Below are 17,494 nucleotides of genomic sequence, written 5' to 3' on the forward strand. Positions count from 1 at the left end.
GGCGAAGAATTCCTTTCTTCTGTCTGCAGGTTTTTTTGTTTGTTTAAATGACTGTCACGAGTAAGAATTAATACCGGTAAGTAACTAATTTTTTCAGAAAACCTTTTGACATAGTAACAACCTGTTGTTAATATTGAGTTGTTACTTTTTAGATAAAAAATTTAAAAGAGGATGAGAAGATGAGCAAAATCAAAACAATGGGTATTACTTTAGGAATGTCTTCCGCACTGCTACTTGCAGCTTGCGGAGATGATACGGAGAATAAAGAAAGTTCGGCCGGAGCGTCGTCTTCTAGTATTGGCGAACAAGTCGATTATACAGTAGTTGCTACTGAACCCGGAGCAGGTTTAACTGGCCTTTCCCATGAAGTAATGGAGCAATATGAGAATCTGGAAGGCTGGACATTACAGGAAAGTTCAACTGCTGGAATGCTGAGTACGTTGGATAAGGCAATACGAAATGAAGAACCGGTTATTGTGACAGGCTGGACACCACACTGGAAATTCTCGGCTTATGATTTAAAAATACTTGAAGATCCTAAAGGTATTTTAGGCGGTGCTGAAAACATTCAAACACTTGCCAGAAAAGGTTTAGAACAAGACTTGCCTGATGTATATACAGTACTTGACCGCTTTTATTGGGAGCCGGAAGATATGGAAAAAGTCATGTATGATGCACAAGAAAATGGTGACTTTGATGTAGCAGCAGCCGATTGGGTTGAAACTAACCAAGATAAAGTTAGTGAATGGACAAAAGATATAGCACAAGGAAATGGCGAAAAGGTAAAAATCATTTCAACACCTTGGGATTCGGAATTTGCATCGAGCAGCGTAATAAAATTGGTGCTGGAACAATTAGGGTATGAACCTGAAGTAACACCAGTCGATCCGGCCATTATGTTCCAGTCAATCGCAACTGGTGAAGGGGATGTAACGGTAGCACCATGGTTACCAACAACTCACAAAGCATTTTATGATAAGCATAAAGACGATATTGTTGATTTAGGTGAAAATCTAGAAGGGACGCAAAATGGTTTTGTTGTTCCGGCATATGTAGAGATTGACTCGATTGAAGATTTAAAACCGAAAGAATAAATAGAAATATGCTCCGTAAATGGCCTATACAGGGCTTTATTTATTTGTTCCTCTAGTTTGACAAAAGTAACAACTTGTAGTTAAAATTGGGTTGTCGCTTTTTGGGAGTAGATAAATTCAGATTATAGGGGATGAAACATTTTGAAACGATTTAAAACTTTAGGTTTAACTATAGGAATGTCTGCAGCATTGTTATTAGCAGCATGCGGAGATGATACACGCAGCAGTGATAATTCAAACAATGAATCTGCAAGTATAGGTGAACAAGTAGATTATAAAATCATTGGGATAGAGCCTGGCGCGGGGATAACAGGTTTGTCACATGATACATTGGAACAATATGAAAATTTGGAAGGCTGGACATTACAGGAAAGTTCAACTGCAGGCATGATCGGGACGTTGGAACAGGCGATTCGCAATGAAGAACCGGTGATTGTAACTGGCTGGACACCCCATTGGATGTTTTCTGCCTATGACTTAAAATTCCTTGAAGATCCTAAAGGAGTTTTAGGAGGAGCAGAAAATATAAATACTGTTGTAAGAAAAGATCTTGAAAAGGATTTACCGGACGTCTACACAGTGCTTGATCGATTCCATTGGGAACCGGAAGATATGGAACAAGTCATGTATGATGCACAAAATGGAGGTTTTGAAACAGCTGCTGCAGCCTGGATTGAAAATAACGATGATAAAGTAAGTGAGTGGACGAAGGGTATTGAACAAGGTAACGGAGAAAAAGTGAAACTTGTTTCAGTCCCATGGGATTCAGAAATTGCATCGAGCAGCGTTGTTAAAATAGTGTTGGAAAATTTAGGTTATCAAGTAGAAGTAATACCTGTAGACCCTGCGATCATGTTCCAGGCAATTGCAACTGGTGAAGGGGATGCTACTGTGGCGCCATGGTTGCCGACAACTCATCAGGCATTCTATGAAAAACACAAAGACGATATTGTGGACTTAGGAGAAAACTTGGAAGGTACGCAAAATGGCTTCGTCGTACCAGCTTATATGGACATTGATTCAATTGAAGATTTAGAACCGAAAAAATAACGTGTAAAACCCTTTTTATTGGTAAATTCATTTTAATAAAAAAGCTATGTGCAGTAGTGGGCAACCATTCTACACATAGCCTTTTTTTATGCAATCGTTCGCTGTGGTTCGATACTGGGTTTACCAAATAAATAACCTTGGAATAACTTATAGCCGATTTGTTTTAGCCACTCAAAGTCTTCCTGAGTTTCTATTCCTTCCGCAAGTGGTGTTGCGCCAATTTCTAGCGCTTTTTTCAAAAACTGTTTGGCGGTATTTTGTTTTTCAAAATCAGTATTTACGCCTTGTACATATTTCATATCAAGCTTCATATAATGCGGCTTTATGTCGCCAAGCATTTCCAGAGTATTATAACCTTCCCCTACATCGTCCAAGGCATATTGAAAGCCTTTTTTGTTATAGTAATTCAAAATCGATTTTAAATGATCAATATCATCAACTTGCTCCGATTCCACTACTTCAAATACAAATTGATTCGGGTCAATTTCCAGAAGGTTAGCGAGCTTTACCGTTGACTGCAGGCAATATTCAGGAGAATAAATCGACGTTGGAATGAAATTGATAAATGTTTTTTTCTTCAGTACAGCAGCATACTTTACGGCAGCCATGCGACATAAACGGTCCAACGCATACAGGCGCCCTCGGGTTTTAGCTGCGGCAAAAATTTCATTTGGAAAAATGAGTGAGCCATCTTCTCGGGTAAAGCGTGACAGCACTTCATATGCGTAGATTTCGTTTCTGCTATTTACAATAGGCTGAGAGTAGCTGACTACCGCATTTCTATGTATGACATCATCAATCCATTGCATTTCCAGAACGGTTTCAATTTCAGCAAGGTGCTCCCAAGGCATTTCATCCATTCTAAAATAAATCTGTTCTGGCTCCATATAGTCTCTACTAAAGTCGAGAAACTCTTTCACGCCGGATTCTTGTATCGTTACAAGTTGTTCCTTTTTAGTAATTGTTAAATTCCGGCGATTAAAGTGTTCGACAATCATATCCAACATAGCGATATTTTTTTCGCCTTTTAATAAAATCTCAAACTGTAGTTCTGACACGACACAATTTCTGCAAGACATGTAAAGTTCCCCCCCTTTTAATCTTTATTTAACTGTATAGTATCGAGTTTAAAAATACTATGTAATATTGATTATTTTATTATTATATTTATGTTTGTACAATGTTTGTATATTATTTTTATTTATTCCGCATAAAGTTGACAATAAATAGTAAACAATGTTATACAATAATTATACAAAGTGTTGGGGTGAGGATAATGGTAATGTGGTGGAAGCAGAAAGTGTTGGTAGAAAAGGCACATCAAGGTGAGGAATTGAATGACTTTAATCCTGTAATTGAATTAACAAGCATGCCTGAATTAGCACAGCAGATGAACCTGATTGGTATAGCGGAAGAAAATTTACGGCGCATAAAGTCATATCAACCAGCAATTGCAGCGGGAGTATCCGAGATTACGGATGTATTTTATGAAAATGTATTAGCCGTACCATCTTTAAAAAAGATAATCGAAGAGCGTACAAAAATTGATCGCTTAAAGAAAACATTGAGTTCTTACATTATTTCCATGTTTGACGGGGTTTTTAATGAAGAAACAATCGAAGCGAAAAGAAAACTCGCCCGCATGCATTTCAAAATCGGGTTGGATCCAAAATGGTATATGGGCACATTTCAAAAGTTGCAGGAAACAATGATTATGCTTATCAGTAAAGACATAGCGGATGTTGCAGGAAGAGAAATTATTCAATTAAATGTGTCAAAACTTATAAACCTTGAGATGCAGATTGTTTTAGAGGAGTATGAAAAGGAAAATTTGAATCTTCGAAAAGAACAATATAATGTTGTAAAGTTTGAACTGAAGGATAAATTATCCGCTATTATTCAAAATCTCGCAGACTTAACGGAAGAAACGAACCAATCGATTGAACAAGTAAACAGCCATACATTTCAGATAAGTAGTACGATTGAATCTAATGTTAAAATTGTACAGCATATACATACAGATGCAGTGACAGGGAACAGCGAAGTTACAAGGCTGGAGCAGGAGATGCTTGAAATTAGGGATAGTACGGTTGAAATGGGACAACTGATCGGGAATTTAAAAACGTCTTCCGAACAGATTATCGATATTGTGGCCCTTGTTAAAAATATTGCAGACCAAACAAATTTACTTGCATTAAATGCCTCGATTGAAGCAGCAAGAGCGGGGGAACATGGTAAGGGGTTTGCTGTTGTCGCACAGGAAGTACGGAAACTGGCGGAACAATCGAAAAGCTCTGTAGAAAATATAACAAATCTCATCCAGACATCCACGCTGCTAACGTCGACTGCTGTTCAAATGATTGAAAGGGTTCAGTTGAGGGTGGATTCAGGTTTGGATGTATCGATCAATACCCAAACGATATTTCAGCAAATTTTGAAGGCAATCGAACAAAATGAAGCACAAATAAAGGAAGTCGCAATGGATATAACAAATTTGGGCAGTGTCATCGGCAACATCGGTCAAGAAACGAGAGATGTTGCAATTACTGCAGACGAGCTTTACCAAATGACTACCCACCTATAAAGTTTTATAGAGTGTTTTGTTATGAATAATACTGTGTAAAAGTGCCATCGCTTTTACACAGTTTTTTGTTTTATAAGTCTCTTTTTTTATAAGTGTAATTACAAAATGATTGGGAATAGTAAGGTAGGTGAGAATAAATTAACAAATAAGGAGCCACATTGAAATGAAAATTACTGCAGCTGTAACTGAAGCACAAGGAAAAGATTTTGTCTTGCAGGAAGTAGAACTAGCATCCCCAAAAGCAAATGAAGTGTTGATTAAAATTGTAGCAACAGGTGTTTGTCATACAGACGCGGTAGCACGAGATTTAGCAATTGCTCCGCTTCCAGCTGTTCTTGGACATGAAGGATCTGGAATTGTAGAAGAAGTGGGAGAAGGTGTAACAAGTTTAGAAAAGGGTGATCATGTTGTCATATCGTTTGCACATTGCGGGACGTGTCCAAACTGTTTAACAGGTCATCCAACAGTATGTGATACGTTTAACCCACTCAACTTTGGCGGCGTTCAGGATGATTACACAACACGTCTATCAAAAGATGGTGCTGAGTTAGCAACATTTTTCGGTCAGTCTTCATTCGGAACATATGCAATTGCGCATGAGCGAAATGTTGTAAAAGTAGATAAGGATGTTGATTTAGCGTTGCTTGGTCCTCTGGGCTGTGGTATTCAAACAGGTGCCGGGACAGTATTAAATCGACTTCGACCACAATTTGGTTCTACAATTGTCATATACGGATGCGGTGCTGTTGGTTTGTCTGCGTTGATGGCAGCAAAAATTGTAGGATGTAAACAAATTATTGCCGTTGACGTCCATGATTCCCGATTGGAATTTGCTAAAGAACTCGGGGCAACACATGTTTTAAATGGACGGAATGTTGATGTCGTTGCCGAGGTTAAAAAGATTACAAACGGCGGTTCAAACTATGCAGTTGAAACGACAGGTGTGCCACCAGTTGTGAAGCAATCCCTTAATGCATTACGTCCATTAGGTACTTGTGCGATTGTAGGGGTGACACCTGAGATGACAATCGATGTCCATAACGATATTATGGCGGAAGGAAAAACAATGATGGGAGTCATCGAAGGAGATTCGGTACCTCGTGTATTTATTCCGGAATTAGTCAACTATTATAAAGATGGTAAATTCCCGTTTGACCGACTCGTAAAATTTTATGAATTCGAACAAATTAATGAAGCTTTTAAAGACTCTAAAAATGGGACTACTATTAAGCCAATTTTAAAAATCGCGAAATAAATTGACTAAAGCCGAGAATATAGACATTCTCGGCTTTTTGATTATATTGCAGTCAATCCAAATAATCGTGTTTTCGTGCTTCGTCTGCATATTCTTTGGAAATTTGCCCCTGCAGAAAATCGTCCTTGGAAACATGCAATATTTCCAGTGCAGAATACATATCTTCATCATCTTTATCTTTGTATAAATCGTTGTAGTGATCGAAATCTCCTTCAAAATCTGCTGGTGTATCGGAATTTCCATACTGTGCGACGATTTGGAAGGAATCTTCGTTATCTTGAAGCTCATCATCCTTTTCCCTATTTGAAAAGGAGTTGTCGACAGCCGGATGGAGCAATTGTTCTTCAACCGGACGATCTGCCGCAGGAGTTTTTGCATCACTATGCTCAATACAAAAAGCCGTATACGGAATTGCTTGCAGTCGATCATATGGAATTTCTGTTTGGCATTTTGCACAAACTCCATATGTACCGTCATTCATCCGATCAAATGCTGCTTCAATTTGGCCCAATAAGTCATCACTATGCACTTTTAATGCCATATCTTTTTCACGGTCATATAATTCGGTCGCTAAATCCGCGGGATGATTGTCAATAGTAGAGAGCTCATCTGTAGAGTCCCTTAAACTGGCACGTGCAATAAGTTCATTTTCATTTGTGTTGACATCACCAATTAATTCTCTTTTTTGTTCGATGAGCAGTCGTTTTAATTTAGTAAGTTGTTTTTCACTTAGCATCATAATCAATTCCTTTCATTTTTAGTATGGGCGAAATACGATGAATTATTTCAAAACATCGTGAACTGCTTTCGTATAGTTTCTTTTTAAATTAGAAATACTAATAAATAAGGCGAAATTTTATGTACACATAAAAATATCCATCCTATAGGAGGAGTCGAAGTTGCAAAATACTGAAAATACACTATCCATTTTCGCATTAGGCGGCATTAATGAAATCGGAAAAAATATGTATGTCATTGAATATGGACAAGAATTAGTTATCGTTGATTGTGGCGGGAAATTTGCGGATCAGAGTTTATTAGGTGTCGATTTGATAATCCCGGATTTAAGCTATTTGGAAGAAAATAAACATAAAATCAAAGCTTTAGTTGTAACGCATGGACATGAAGATCATATTGGCGGAATTCCATATTTGTTGAGAAAAATTAATATGCCAATTTATGCATCCAGATTTACCCTTGGGTTAATTGAGCTGAAACTAAAGGAGCACAAATTGCTCCGTAATACAGAATTAATTGAGATTAATGCAGAGTCGAAAATTAATTTTGACCAACTATCGCTCACTTTCTTTAAGACAAGTCATAGTATCCCCGACTGTTTAGGGATTGTTTTTCATACGCCTGAAGGGAAAGTCATTCATACAGGTGACTTTAAATTTGATTTCACACCCGTTAATGATCAACCATCAGATATTCATAAAATGGCAGCACTCGGTACAGAAGGGGTGCTCGCCCTCATATCCGAAAGTACAAACGCCGAACGTCCCGGATTTACACCATCCGAGCAAGTAATTGGAGGTCATTTGGATGAGGAATTTCAAAAAGCGACCGGAAAAATCTTCATTTCTACTTTTGCATCCAATGTAAATCGCATTCAGCAAATCGTCGAAGCAGCAAAAAAGACGAATCGGAAAATTGTTCTTCTAGGTCGCAGCATGGTCAATGTTACGTCGGTTGCGATGCGACTGGGCAACTTGGATATTCCAGGCTGGATGCTTATCGAGCCAAGAGAATTAAAAGAGTTACCGCCGGAACGGGCAGTAATATTATGTACAGGAAGCCAAGGGGAGCCATTAGCTGCGCTTTCCCGACTCTCAACTGGCCGTAATCGGGATGTTAAAGTTGTGCAAGGCGATACGGTTATTTTCGCAGCTTCACCAATACCTGGAAATGAAAAAGATGTTTCAAAAATTGTTGATAATCTGTTTCAGCTTGGCGCAAAAGTAGTATACGGAAATTCAAGCATTACCGGTATGCACGTATCGGGTCATGGCTATCAAGAAGATTTAAAAATGATGCTGACACTCATGAAGCCAAAATATTTTATTCCCATTCATGGAGAATACCGCATGCTTCATATTCATCGTTCACTCGCAGAAGCGGTTGGTGTTGAAAAAGGGCATACATTTATCCTCAAAAATGGTGAAATTGTTGACATTAAAGGCGGGGAAGCGCGGCAAACACGTGCTATTCCGGCAGGAGATACGTACGTGGATGGTACTGGAAGCGATGAAGTCGGTGAAATTGTATTGCGAGATCGGAAGCAACTATCCGAAGATGGGATGCTTGTGATTGTCGTCACGATCAGTAAATTCGATGGGTCCATTATATCTGGTCCTGACAGTATTTCTCGAGGATTCGTCTATGCGAGAGAATCAGAAGGATTAATAAATGATATTAACGAAATTGCTCAAGCAGCTGTCGAAAACTTTAAAGAAGCCAATCCGTTTGCTATGAAAAAAGCGATTAAACACGCGGTAGATCAATATATCTTTACATTAAAAATGAAAAAGCCAATGATTTTGCCGATAATAATTGAAATATAAAGTTAAATTATTACAGAAAAACGATCTTGAAAGGAAATATTCGCTTTCAAGATCGTTATTTTATTACATGCATTTCAGTCATTTTTTGTTTGGGCTCACTAAAATTAAGCAGGCTGAAGCTCTGTTTGTTCCAGTAGCTGTTTGTAAGCTGCCAAATCTTCTTCATAATTTTTAATATATGTGGAAAGACTATGATTTTTTATCATTTCAAATGTATTTTGATCAATGATTTGTAATTTTTGATTTAGGATTGCAGCATTAGCCCATGCTGTTTCTTCAAAGGCAATGTTCATTTGATGTTCTTCTATTATCATGCCTAATAAATCAGGATTTTTAAAAATTTCTTTAGTAGAATATTGATCTCTCATATCAAAATAATCGAGGGTTCTAGTTAAAGAAGCATCTAGTGCAGGGCGGTCAATAGCATGACCTAGTTCATGAAGTGTAATGGTTTTTACATATTGATCAATTGGAATGCTTGATAATTCGCCAGCTGCTTCCACTAAACGGTATGCATCAAAGCTAACAACATTTGTTATAAAATTATAGCTCATATTTACTCCGGTATGATCCTCCTCCAACATTATTGGGAGGCCGGTTGCTTGTATAGTGGAACAAATTAATTTATATAAAAATTCGTTTGTATATTGGTTCATGTATACGCTCATTTCCTTTTCTATATATATAAAATAAATAAGAAAGCACAATAAAATGCTCGCTTTAATTTAAGCAAGCATAAAATAATATATAATTGTTATATAATATTTTCAAGTAATTTGTTTGGATATGTATACTGTTCGAGGGGGATTTTGGATAATACGGGAAAAATCCATACAAAAAAGGATGTTCGCCATTCTTCTAAATGGCAAACACCCTTTATTAATGTAAATAATTAATATCTACATCATGAATCAACCTATCTTCAAGGTTAATTAAATCATTATGAGTTATTTTTGTTGTTATTATTGTTACTGTTATTGTTTTTACGGCTAGCTTCTCCGCCTTTGCGGCCAGCTTCTTCACGGCTCATTTTGCCGCCGCTGTTGTTGTTATTGTTGTTATTACCGTTTTGGTTGTTTCCGCTGCTTGCTTCTCCGCCTTTACGGCCAATTTCTTCATAAAATTCTCTACCATGGTTATTAGATGTAGCTTCTCCGCCTTTACGACCCGCTTCTTGAACCGTCATTTGTCCGTCATTCTGATTCTGATTACGTTTGTTGTTATTAGCCATTTCTTACATCCTCCTAGTGAAAATTTTTTAGCTTATTGCTAAGCTTACTAGTTAAATTCCCATCTCTCGTTATATTAAACATAAATTATATTTCATTTATATTACAAAAAAATGATGTAAAGTTATTAGAATCTGAAGAAGAGGTTCATCATAAAATAGAAGTATTTCAAATGACATAGGCGTGTAAAGCATTGTAAGGGTATTTTATTTAAACTATTTCGATAATTTTTACAATTTCTGTAGTTTGGTATGATAAAATAGCTATTATGCATAATTTTCAGTTAATTTTAAAAATTGTAGTACAACAGTTATGAAATTTGGTATTGTTATATTACAACTTAAGAGAGATACATAGGGGGAAAGTTAAATGAATGCAATCACATTAGTAATTGGGGCAATCTGTATTTTAGTAATTGCCTATCGTTTTTACGGAATTTTCTTTACAAAGAAAGTATTAAAGATTAACGAAGATACACCTACACCTGCAAATGAAAAAAATGACGGGCAAGACTATGTGCCAACAAATCGTTGGGTAGCATTTGGGCATCACTTTGCAGCAATTGCCGCAGCAGGACCGTTAGTTGGACCAATTTTAGCCGCGCAATTCGGTTATTTACCGGGTTATCTTTGGTTATTAATTGGTGCTGTTATTGGGGGTGCCGTACACGATGCAGTTGTATTATTTGCTTCGATGACAAAAGGCGGGAAGTCATTATCGGAAGTTATGCGTGAAGAGCTTGGGCCTGTCGCTGGTTTTTGTACAGGATTAGCGATGCTGTTCATCATTACAATTACAATGGCCGGTTTATCAATGGTTATTTTAGGAGCTTTAGCAGAAAACCCTTGGGGAACATTTGCAGTTGCAGCAACGATTCCGATTGCGATGCTCATGGGTCTGATCAATAAATTCACAGGAAACTTAAAGATTTCAACAATACTTGGGGTCATCCTTCTCGTTGGGGCCGTTTTCTACGGACCGTCTATTCAAGGTACTTGGCTAGGCGATGTATTAACATTAGATCGTGAAACTTTATCGATTCTATTGCCGATTTATGCGTTCTTTGCGGCTGCATTGCCAGTTTGGTTCTTACTTGCACCACGTGATTATTTGAGCAGTTTCATGAAGATAGGGGTATTTATTGCTTTAATCATTGGGGTGTTTATTATTAACCCTACAATTCAATTCCCTGCGTTTATTCCTGACTTCCTAGGAGGCGGTCCGATCGTTGCAGGTCCTGTATGGCCATTCGTTTCGATTACAATTGCTTGTGGAGCTATTTCCGGTTTCCATGCATTTGTAGGATCAGGTACTACGCCGAAAATGTTAAACCGTTGGGATGATATTCGCGTAGTTGGTTTTGGTGCTATGCTTGTAGAATGTGTCGTTGGAGTAATGGCACTGATCGCTGCAACTGTACTGCATCCGGCAGATTACTTTGCGATTAACTCATCACCTGAAGCATTCGCAAAATTGGGAATGACGGTTGTCGATTTACCGGTGCTGTCAGAAGCAATTGGTATGGATCTGGAGGGGCGTACTGGTGGTGCAGTGACACTTGCAGTCGGTATGGCATCCATTTTCTCTGGGGTAGAATGGTTTAGCCATTTAACCTCTTATTTCTATCAATTTGTTATTATGTTTGAAGCTGTATTTATTTTAACTGCAATTGACGCAGGTACACGTACAGCTCGTTACTTAATTCAAGACTTTTTAGGAAATGTTTATAAGCCGCTTAAAAAGACGGATTGGCTCCCAGGCGCAATTGGGGCAAGTGCATTGGCCTGTATCATGTGGGGATACTTATTAAATTCAGGGGATATTGCTTCTGTATGGGCATTATTCGGTGTGTCCAACCAGTTAATGGCCTCCATTGGTCTAGTATGCGGTGTAACATTCGTATTAAAAGTAGCGGATAAGCGTATTTATGCTTTAACTTGCTTTATTCCGTTAGTATATTTATATATTACGGTAAACGTAGCAGGATTCTGGATGGTGAAAAATGTTTACTGGAACGATATGGCTGGTGGCTACAATATTTTAAACGGTATTTTATCGATTATTATGCTGACACTAGGATTGATCATTGTTATTACATCAGTCATAAAATGGCGTGAACTATGGGCACATCCACGTTTTACAAAACAAGCTACTGCTAACTAAAACAATTAAAAAAGGACGGAAAATTAGAGTAACCTCTAAATTTTCCGTTCTTTTTGTGTTGAGTATAAATAGTTTAGAAAATTGTCCTTAAAAACAGCGTTTAAAATACACGGTTGCTTTTGCCTTTTTTCCAGCAGCAAATGTTCTTCAGGAAATTGCTGTTCGACATTTAAAGATATGAAAGGAAGTTTTTCCTGCGCTTTTTGAGAACGCAAATTGACTGTACGTGCACCGGCAAATACTACTTCAAGATGTAAATATTCAAATGCTATTTTCAAAAGTTCGATTTTGGAAGCCAGATTATAGCCTTGGCCCCAATAATCCACTGCAATCCAGCTTCCGATATGGCATTGTTTATTGGACTGATCGATAAACATCAATGTCGTAATTCCGATCAATTGGTCCTCTTCATTCAAAATTAAACGGGAAATAGTTTTCCCTTCTGATTCCTCCATTATAGTATTAATAATAAAGTTTTCCGTATCTTCCACAGATTGTGTCGGAAGTCCGAGTGCATTCTTTACTTCGGGCGCCTGCGATAAACGATGAATTTCTGGTGCATAACGAAGTGCTTGTGGAATTAATGTTACTTTTTTCATTCATATAACCTCACTTTCCGATGAAACGTGCCAAACCTGCGTATGGTACATTGTTTCATTTTACATTATATTCAAAAAATATCCGATTATTTTTTAGAAAATAAAAATAAATTAAAAAATAAGGTTGTTTTATTTAAGTAAGTATAATAATATAACTCATATAATATAAAACCAAGTTGAATAATCGGTATTGGGGTGAAAACTAGTTGTCGACAGTTAAGATTGAAATTAAAGAAGTTTCAAAGTCGTATGGAGAAAAAGGTCCGACAGTTTTAAAAGATGTTTCTTTTAATATAAATCATGGTGAAGTCATTGCCATTCTTGGGAAAAGCGGTTGTGGTAAAAGTACATTGCTAAATTGCATCGGTGGCTTTGAAACGATTGATCAAGGACAGATCCTGCTTGATGGGACTGCCGTTACAAAACCTAGTAAGCGCTGTATTATGCTTATGCAAAATTACGGGCTGTTGCCATGGCGCTCTGTTCGGAAAAATGTGGAGCTCGGTATTGAAAATTCGAATTTATCGAATGCTGACATTACAAAAAGAGCGGCCCATTATTTACAGATGGTCGGTTTGGAAGACCGTGCTAATGCACTGCCTAGCGAACTTTCAGGCGGTATGCAGCAACGGGTCGCAATTGCCCGTGCGCTCGCCATTCAACCGGAAGTTATTTTAATGGATGAGCCGTTTGGAGCGCTTGATACATTTACACGCTATTATTTACAGGATGAATTAAAACAAATCCAACAACGCGAGAAAATGACAATTGTATTAGTAACCCACGATATTGATGAAGCGATTTATTTAGCAGATCGCATTCTTATTATGAAGCCTAATCCTGGTGAAATTCATAAAGAAGTTGTACTGAAGTTGCCAAAGGACCGCTATCGTGCTGATGCGGATTTTCAACATTACCGCGAAATCATTTTTAATGAATTCCAATTTACTCATGATAAAGCAGCAATCGAATTTAACATTTAGGAGGATAGTAGATGAAAAAAGTAGCGTTAATGATGACACTGCTGTTCGTCGTATTGTTGACGGCGTGCGGGACGAACGAAACAGGAAGTACTACAGGTGACGGGGAAAAGCCAACGATTAAAATCGGGTATTTACCGATTACGCACGCGGTTCCGTTATATATGCAAAATGATGCAAAATATGAAGATTATAATTTAGAGCTCGTGAAATTCGGTTCTTGGCCTGAGCTGATGGATGCACTGAATACCGGTGCAATTGATGGCGCATCTGTATTAATCCAATTAGCGATGAATGCAAAGGAAAAAGGCATTGACCTAAAAGCAGTCGCACTTGGTCATCGTGATGGCAATGTATTAATCGGAGGTAAGGATATAAAATCCGTGGAAGAACTGAAAGGAAAATCTTTTGCAATACCAAGCCGGTTTTCGACACACAATATTTTGTTGTATGAAATGCTGAAAAAGCATGGCATTGCTTACGATGAAGTGGATGTTATCGAATTGCCGCCAGCGGAAATGCCTGCTGCTTTAGCGGAAGGGCGTATTGCTGGTTATGTAGTAGCGGAGCCGTTTGGTGCGATTTCTGTGGCATTGGAAAACGGAAAAGTGCTTTATCAGTCAGAAGAAATTTGGCAAGATTCAATTGATTGCGGCTTAGTATTGCGCGGTCAGTTTATTAAAGATAATAAAGAATTGGCAGGGAAATTTGTCGATGACTATGTAGCAGGCGGAGAGCTTGCACAAGGGAAAGACGATCATATGCATGAAGTCGTTGGGCAATATTTAACAGTTGAAAAAAATGTATTGGATATTTCATTAGATTGGATTTCCTACGATAATTTACGCATTGAACAAGACAGCTATACGATTTTACGTGATGCATTACTGGAGATGGGATTATCCGAAAACCCTCCTTCCTATGAAGATTTTGTTGATGCTAGCTTTGTAAATTAGTAGAGGACGGAGGGATATTATGGCGATAGTGAAGAAATTGTCCCCGATTACACTTGGCTTTCTATTATTACTTCTCGTATGGCAAGCTGCAATTATGATAGGTGGGCACCAGTCGGCACTTTTCCCTCCGCCTTTAAAAGTGGGGGAAGCATTACTGGCGATCATTTCCGATGGTTCGCTGTTTGCACATATACAAATTAGTTTATTTCGATTTTTCACAGGTTATCTGATCGCTGTCGTTGCAGCAATTTTGTTAGGCCTTATTTTAGGAAGGTTACCGGCTGTCTGGAAAGTGCTCGACCCGGTAGTTCAAGTATTGCGACCGGTTTCGCCGATTGCATGGTCACCGTTTATCGTTCTATGGTTCGGCATTGGCAATATGCCTGCGATCGTTATTATTTTTATCGCTGCATTTTTCCCGGTGTTATTGTCAACGGTATCCGCGGTAAAAAAAGTTGATAAAACTTATTTACGAATCGCATCAAATTTTGAAATGAGCACTTTTGAGACAATGCGGAAAATTATATTGCCGGCATCATTTCCAATGATCGCCAATGGGCTGCATATGGCATTAGGTTCAGCGTGGATTTTCCTCGTCGCTGGGGAAATGGTCGGAGCGCAATCGGGTTTAGGATTTTTAATTGTCGATGCACGAAATTCCTTAAGTCTAGATTTAGTTATGGCATGCATTGTTGTAATTGGGGTACTTGGTCTTTTACTCGACAAAGGCATTCATTATTTTGAAAGTTGGGTAAACCGCATTTGGGGAGGGGCCAAATAAAACTGCCTAATGAGTTTAGACAGTTTTTAATGGCCGTATATGAATCGTGTCGACGCGTTTGCCTGTTTCAGTAGAATAATAACCGACTTCTATACGCTGTTCATCAGGCCCGACGATTTCTTTATAGCAGGTTTCCAGATGATCAGCACCCCATATAATCATGGAGTTGAATACATGCTCAAGGGCTGTCCCTTTTTCGGTTAATGTATAACGGTAGCGTGGGGGATGGGCGGAATATAGCTCACTTTGAACAATCTGTGCTTCTTCCAATTCTTTTAACCTATTTGACAGAATATTCGCTGATAAACCTGGAAGCTTGAGCTTAATATCATTAAAGTTGGTTTCGCCGATAAGCAGTTCATGAATAATGAGAAGCGTCCAACGATCTCCCAAAATATTTAATGTTTGTGCAATGTTACAGGGTAAGTCATAACGTGTTTTCATGTTTTCGCCTCCTTGATACAAGTATAAACATTAATTTTATGCAATGCGAGTTAATTTTTTTAACCTATACGAACTATTGAAATGGGTATTCATAGTGCGCTCTAAAGAACGCCTATTTGAATATAGAATAATCTAACATTTACTATTAGGAGGAAAATACAATGAGTTTATATTTAGTAGAATCAACAATTAATGAGGTTTCTTCAAAAGAAGCATTTTCGGCATTAGTCGAAAAAGTGCATGGTACAGAAGGTGTTGGAGTTATCGAAGTACAAGTGGCGAAAGACTTTTCACGTGGTTATTTCATTATTGAAGCAGCAGATGAGGAAGCGGCAAAAACAGCGTTACAAACACAAGGTGTTGCAATTGATCTAGTAAAGGAAGTCCGTTTAATCGGTAAAGAACTTGATGAAGTAAAAGCGGGCGGCGAGCAAGTAAACTACTTAGTAGAATGGGAAATTCCTGCAGAAATTACGATGGAAAAATATTTAGAGCGTAAAAAGAAAAATTCGGTAAAATACGAAGAAGTTCCAGATGTAAAATTCTCTCGTACGTATGTATGTGAAGATATGACAAAATGTTTATGTTTCTATGATGCACCAGACGAAGCGGCTGTAAAACGTGCACGAGAAGCAGTACAAACACCGATCACATCATTAACGGAATTGGCAGACTAAAAGGAAAGGATGCGGGGACAATGGCATTGAACAAAGAATTGTTACAACGAATCATCGATGAAAAACTGAAGCCCGTAGTGAAGAAGGTCGATGAGCAGGCACATTATGCAGAAGATTATATTTTAGCGCTAAGTGAGGCTGGTTTCTTCCAATCGGCAAATAAGGAGCAATCGACGCTATTACAGGATGAGGCAGCAGTTGTTCGTGAAACGGCAAAGGTTTGTATGACAACAGCGTTTTGTGTTTGGTGCCATTTAGCCGCATTAACTTATTTACGTAATAGTGACAATAAGTATTTAAAGCAAACGATATTACCGGAACTGGAAAGCGGCGTAAAGCTTGGTGCAACAGGATTATCAAATGCGATGAAGTACTATTCCGGATTAGAAAAACTCCATCTGAAGGCAGAAGAGACAGAAGAAGGCTATGTCATTAATGGAACGTTGCCAGCTGTATCCAACTTGGGGAACCGTCATTATTTTGGTGCAGTTGCGACAGTCGACAGTCGTGAAGTTTTGGTGCTTGTACCAACTGATATCGAAGGTCTTGAAATGAACGAACGACTTGGTTTCCTTGGAGTGAATGGCAGCGCGACATATTCATGTAAATTTGATCATGTCGTAATTTCGAAAGACTTTGTCATTTCCGAGGATGCAAAAGAATTTTGCGATATTATCCGCCCTACGTTTATTTATTATCAAGTTCCGCTTGGTGCAGGTGTAATTGCCGCAGCAGTTGAAGGTATTGAAAAAGTAAAGGCTAAGCAAAACGGCTGTAATGACTACTTAAAAGTACAGGCAACGGAACTGCGCGATCAATATGAAAGAATTAATGCAGAGTTGAACAACTTGGCAGGCAATTTGACACTGAAGGGAATTGTAAACACACGTCTCCAAGCTGTGCACGATACATTAGCTGCAGTACAGGCGAATATGATTCACAATGGAGCAGCCGGCTATGTTGCGGGAAGTGTTCCATCCCGCAAATTGCGTGAAGCATACTTCTTTGCTAACTTGACGCCAACAGTCCGACATCTGGAAAAAATTAAATCATCTTTTGCTTGAGTTTAAAAGGGGGCTAACCAATTAGCCCCCTTTTCATATATTCCTCCTTTAATC

At 38.3% G+C, this 17,494-nt stretch carries 17 protein-coding genes; 11 read left to right on the top strand and 6 right to left on the bottom strand.

Features of this window, described 5'->3' with window-relative positions; translation table 11 throughout:
* Positions 1–179 precede the first annotated feature (179 nt).
* Together CBM15_RS04460 and CBM15_RS04465 are read left to right on the top strand one after the other, a co-directional pair.
* Positions 180–1,094, top strand: a complete 915-nt coding sequence (locus tag CBM15_RS04460; RefSeq protein ID WP_087615878.1) for a glycine betaine ABC transporter substrate-binding protein — start codon at positions 180–182, stop codon at positions 1,092–1,094.
* Positions 1,095–1,235: 141 nt separating this feature from the next.
* The gene (locus tag CBM15_RS04465) at positions 1,236–2,144 is read left to right on the top strand and encodes a glycine betaine ABC transporter substrate-binding protein (protein ID WP_087615879.1); all 909 of its coding nucleotides are present in this window, start codon (positions 1,236–1,238) and stop codon (positions 2,142–2,144) included.
* Positions 2,145–2,230: 86 nt separating this feature from the next.
* Here CBM15_RS04465 and CBM15_RS04470 read toward each other — a convergent pair whose 3' ends face one another.
* Positions 2,231–3,223, bottom strand: a complete 993-nt coding sequence (locus tag CBM15_RS04470) for an EAL domain-containing protein (protein WP_087615880.1) — start codon at positions 3,221–3,223, stop codon at positions 2,231–2,233.
* A 197-nt stretch (positions 3,224–3,420) separates the two neighbouring features.
* Between CBM15_RS04470 and CBM15_RS04475 the strand changes: the two genes are divergently transcribed.
* Together CBM15_RS04475 and CBM15_RS04480 are read left to right on the top strand one after the other, a co-directional pair.
* The gene (locus CBM15_RS04475; protein ID WP_087615881.1) at positions 3,421–4,728 is read left to right on the top strand and encodes a globin-coupled sensor protein; all 1,308 of its coding nucleotides are present in this window, start codon (positions 3,421–3,423) and stop codon (positions 4,726–4,728) included.
* Positions 4,729–4,891: 163 nt separating this feature from the next.
* Positions 4,892–5,983, top strand: a complete 1,092-nt coding sequence (locus CBM15_RS04480) for an NAD(P)-dependent alcohol dehydrogenase (protein ID WP_087615882.1) — start codon at positions 4,892–4,894, stop codon at positions 5,981–5,983.
* 52 nt (positions 5,984–6,035) lie between these two features.
* On the opposite strand, the gene CBM15_RS04485 is transcribed toward CBM15_RS04480, so the two are convergent.
* Positions 6,036–6,719, bottom strand: coding sequence for a TraR/DksA C4-type zinc finger protein (locus tag CBM15_RS04485; protein ID WP_087615883.1), 684 nt, complete (start codon positions 6,717–6,719; stop codon positions 6,036–6,038).
* Between the two features lie 163 nt (positions 6,720–6,882).
* Here CBM15_RS04485 and CBM15_RS04490 point away from each other — a divergent pair, with 163 nt between their 5' ends.
* The gene (locus CBM15_RS04490; protein WP_087615884.1) at positions 6,883–8,547 is read left to right on the top strand and encodes a ribonuclease J; all 1,665 of its coding nucleotides are present in this window, start codon (positions 6,883–6,885) and stop codon (positions 8,545–8,547) included.
* 104 nt (positions 8,548–8,651) lie between these two features.
* Here the strand turns inward: CBM15_RS04490 and CBM15_RS04495 are convergent, their stop codons facing one another.
* The gene (locus CBM15_RS04495) at positions 8,652–9,203 is read right to left on the bottom strand and encodes an integrase (protein ID WP_087615885.1); all 552 of its coding nucleotides are present in this window, start codon (positions 9,201–9,203) and stop codon (positions 8,652–8,654) included.
* Between the two features lie 284 nt (positions 9,204–9,487).
* Positions 9,488–9,778, bottom strand: coding sequence for a KGG domain-containing protein (locus CBM15_RS04500; RefSeq protein ID WP_087615886.1), 291 nt, complete (start codon positions 9,776–9,778; stop codon positions 9,488–9,490).
* A 367-nt stretch (positions 9,779–10,145) separates the two neighbouring features.
* Between CBM15_RS04500 and CBM15_RS04505 the strand changes: the two genes are divergently transcribed.
* Positions 10,146–11,939 carry a carbon starvation CstA family protein gene (locus CBM15_RS04505; RefSeq protein WP_087615887.1) on the top strand — a complete coding sequence of 598 codons (1,794 nt, stop codon included), beginning with the start codon at positions 10,146–10,148 and terminating at the stop codon, positions 11,937–11,939.
* A 35-nt stretch (positions 11,940–11,974) separates the two neighbouring features.
* On the opposite strand, the gene CBM15_RS04510 is transcribed toward CBM15_RS04505, so the two are convergent.
* On the bottom strand, positions 11,975–12,538 hold the full coding sequence (locus CBM15_RS04510) for a GNAT family N-acetyltransferase (protein WP_087615888.1): 564 nt from the start codon (positions 12,536–12,538) through the stop codon (positions 11,975–11,977).
* A gap of 206 nt (positions 12,539–12,744) precedes the next feature.
* Between CBM15_RS04510 and CBM15_RS04515 the strand changes: the two genes are divergently transcribed.
* From CBM15_RS04515 to CBM15_RS04525, 3 genes are read left to right on the top strand one after another with little or no spacing between them, the layout of a single operon-like run.
* Positions 12,745–13,521, top strand: a complete 777-nt coding sequence (locus CBM15_RS04515; protein ID WP_087615889.1) for an ABC transporter ATP-binding protein — start codon at positions 12,745–12,747, stop codon at positions 13,519–13,521.
* A gap of 11 nt (positions 13,522–13,532) precedes the next feature.
* Positions 13,533–14,474: an ABC transporter substrate-binding protein gene (locus tag CBM15_RS04520; protein ID WP_087615890.1), complete on the top strand. Its 942-nt coding sequence runs from the start codon at positions 13,533–13,535 to the stop codon at positions 14,472–14,474.
* A 19-nt stretch (positions 14,475–14,493) separates the two neighbouring features.
* Positions 14,494–15,255 carry an ABC transporter permease gene (locus tag CBM15_RS04525; RefSeq protein ID WP_087615891.1) on the top strand — a complete coding sequence of 254 codons (762 nt, stop codon included), beginning with the start codon at positions 14,494–14,496 and terminating at the stop codon, positions 15,253–15,255.
* Between the two features lie 15 nt (positions 15,256–15,270).
* Here CBM15_RS04525 and CBM15_RS04530 read toward each other — a convergent pair whose 3' ends face one another.
* Entirely contained in the window at positions 15,271–15,699 is a 429-nt protein-coding gene (locus CBM15_RS04530) for a winged helix-turn-helix transcriptional regulator (protein ID WP_087615892.1), read from the bottom strand.
* A gap of 161 nt (positions 15,700–15,860) precedes the next feature.
* Here CBM15_RS04530 and CBM15_RS04535 point away from each other — a divergent pair, with 161 nt between their 5' ends.
* A complete protein-coding gene (locus CBM15_RS04535) occupies positions 15,861–16,376 on the top strand; it encodes a DUF4242 domain-containing protein (protein WP_008405145.1) in 516 nt (171 codons plus the stop codon).
* A 20-nt stretch (positions 16,377–16,396) separates the two neighbouring features.
* A complete protein-coding gene (locus tag CBM15_RS04540; RefSeq protein ID WP_087615893.1) occupies positions 16,397–17,440 on the top strand; it encodes an acyl-CoA dehydrogenase family protein in 1,044 nt (347 codons plus the stop codon).
* The last annotated feature ends 54 nt before the right edge of the window (positions 17,441–17,494 follow it).

The sequence above is a fragment of the Solibacillus kalamii genome (assembly GCF_002174535.1).
Lineage (GTDB): Bacteria > Bacillota > Bacilli > Bacillales_A > Planococcaceae > Solibacillus > Solibacillus silvestris.